This is a genomic window from Curvivirga sp. (assembly GCF_965219885.1).
Lineage (GTDB): Bacteria > Pseudomonadota > Alphaproteobacteria > UBA8366 > Aestuariispiraceae > Curvivirga.
The window spans coordinates 1-2,701 of record NZ_CBDCOT010000006.1; the positions used below are offsets into that span (position 1 = coordinate 1).

General features: G+C 40.8%; 2 protein-coding genes. Both read right to left on the reverse strand.

Going from position 1 to position 2,701, the window contains the following annotated elements:
- The coding region (locus tag ACOQOA_RS00100; protein WP_420546668.1) for an AAA family ATPase at positions 1-1,449 on the reverse strand (1,449 nt) is incomplete at its 3' end.
- Positions 1,443-2,701, reverse strand: a 1,259-nt coding sequence (locus ACOQOA_RS00105) for a TaqI-like C-terminal specificity domain-containing protein (protein ID WP_420546669.1), incomplete at its 5' end; no start/stop codon positions are given. The genes ACOQOA_RS00105 and ACOQOA_RS00100, both read right to left, overlap by 7 nt.

A 2,701-nucleotide genomic window follows, 5' to 3' on the forward strand; every position in this document is an offset into this window, starting at 1 on the left:
TTCAATGGCATCTTCAAGTTCTTTTCTGGGAATATTCACAATGTTAGCATGGCTTAGCGGATTTAGAGTAAATTTCCTAGCCAATTCTATCTTTTTAACGAGAACCAGTTTTAAAAGGCGTTTTTGTTTATTGCTTTTTGGATCTGGTATTTTTTTATCTCTTATCAGGGTCCAAAAATCATTACTCTCCAACTCGTTTCTATCCTCTCGATATTTGACCGCAATATTATTTTTCTCACAATATGCTTTAATTGTTGCTTCATAAGCAGTCCGAACGTAAACTGCGCAAGCCTTGTAGTCATTGGCATCAAGATATTCCCTCGCTCTTTCAAGGTATGTTTTATCTTCCACATAGACTGGTATATCATATCCATCAACTTTACCACAATAGAGTTCGGCAGCTTTCCAATTTTTATCTTCAGATTTACGCTTTTTAACCATCTCATAAAATGTCCGGTCATAAGTCATCAAAATGATCTGGTATTTAGCGAAATCTCTTTCATCCAGAATATCAATTAAGGGCAGGCGGTTTGACATATCCAAGCCAATGAGTGCGTCATCTATAACAAGAATCTTCAGATCGCTAGAAGGTTGAAGTTGAAATCCAGCTAAAAAGATTGAAAGTGCAATAGCGGATAGCTTTGCCTCGTTCAAAAATCGGTAATGCGCTGTGAGGTTTTCGTCATGAAATTTAACCTTTAAGGGAATATTTTGGTAATTAAGCATCCCATCTTCTCGGCTGTACTCAATCCCTTGAAAGCCGAAATCAAGGGCAACAGCGGTATCTTCATATCCAAACTTGCGGAGATTTTCAGATGCCTTCGTTTGTAGTTCTACTAATTGGTTAGCAAGTCCCATGTTGAAGCTGCCTATTTGTGCTTCCAGATCTTCAATCTCTTCTGTTACACCTTGGACTTCTGTTGCATCTTGGACTGAGGAACGAACATCTAAAATGTCACTCCACTGATCGGAAAAGCTGCGCGTCGGAACAGCTTGATCGTTGACTACATTTTTCAAGAGGACATTGACCAACAAATCAAACACATTCACACTATTTTCCTCGTCCCGAGGATAATTTGTCTTCAAGAGTTCTTTATAATCAAGAAACCCTTTTGCTTTTGATGCGTCAATAATTGGTTGAATTTTGGTGTCATTCTGAATATCCTCGGAGCATTCATAAATTTCCTTATTTAACTTTGGATCAGGTGTGAAGTGAAGTTTGATATAGCCTTTATCGGTTTCATCTGTAAATATATTCCTATGATCCCGAAATTGGTATGTCCCTTCACTGGATTCAAGGAAAAACTTTAAGGCTTCATATAGAGATGTTTTACCACTTCCATTTTCACCATAAAGCAAAAGGTTCTGTCCCTTCTCACCGAGGTCAATTACATCTAGGGCTCGAAAAGCTTTAAAGTTTTTGATCTCTATTTTGGTAATTTTCACCATTTATCCTCAATAATGCGGATAGGTCTTAAACCATCCTGAAAAAATGTGTTTACTCGAACGGGATGTTCTCTATCATGCAAACGCTCATAGAGAGAACGGAAAATGGACATTTTATCCCCGTGCATCTCATCCACCTCAGGGAGCTGCTCTTCCATTAAATGTTTAAAAATATCTCTGTCGGCACTCTGGAGTACATCAGGCATATAAAACTCATAAACAAGCCCGTTGATGATCCACTCAAAATATCTGAGTACTATGAAGTCACGGGCATATGCCAAATCCTTACTGTTTGTTGTCGGTTGTTTCTGGAGATATATGAGATAATCGACGAGTTTACGAACCAAATCTTTCTGTGTTTCATTGATATCAGGGACAGGAATCTGCTTTATATATTCACTGCGTGCCTCAAGTTTACCGCCGTCTAATTGTTTGGACACCTGCGAATAGAACCACTCCACAGGGAGCGTATTCAGTAAACCGCATAACCACTTCTCGTCGGTCGGAATAACGTAGCAGGTGTATCCACAATACAAACCCTCAGTCTCAAGGGCGAAAGTTTGCGTATTATAGAGGTTTGGACAGATCAGTTTCGGTTGTGCGAAATGTTCCACTTCCTCAAGAGATGCTTGGAGTTCATACCATTCCTGTTCGTTTCCTCTTTTGCTCAGGAGTTCTTTGTATTTTTCTAAGTATTTCAGAATTGCAGGATAAGCGTTAATCTCAACACCGCGGTAGGTAAAGATTAACCACTGATCTTGTGGTTCTACATGCCAACGTCTGATATCCGGTCCTTGCAAGAACGGCTTCAAAATATCAGCGGATGCGACGTGTTCGGCAATGAGTTTATCTCGTATCTTTCCATCTACCACAAACACGTCAGTGGGTACTGTTTCTATACCGAAAGAGGGGGATACCTTGAGATACTCACCCAAGGGTGGTCCAGCATCTCGGAACCGCTGCAGCAGATCTAACACCTCCGGCGACTCAAGGGGCTTCCCTTCAAAGCCTAAGGCTTTTTCCTGCATGGGGTAGCGATGCCTGAAACCTTGACGGACGAGGGCAATGATGTCTTTTGGCAACTTGACCTGATGTTTCTGCTCAAAGGCGGCGACATTTCTATAATCATTCCGAAATGTCGCGACGATATCCAATCCCATTTTCTGGGCAGTGATGAGATCTGTCTTGGCTTCTTCCCATCTTTTCAGACATAACAAGGATTCACCACGGTTGTAATGGCTATTAGCATGGTCAG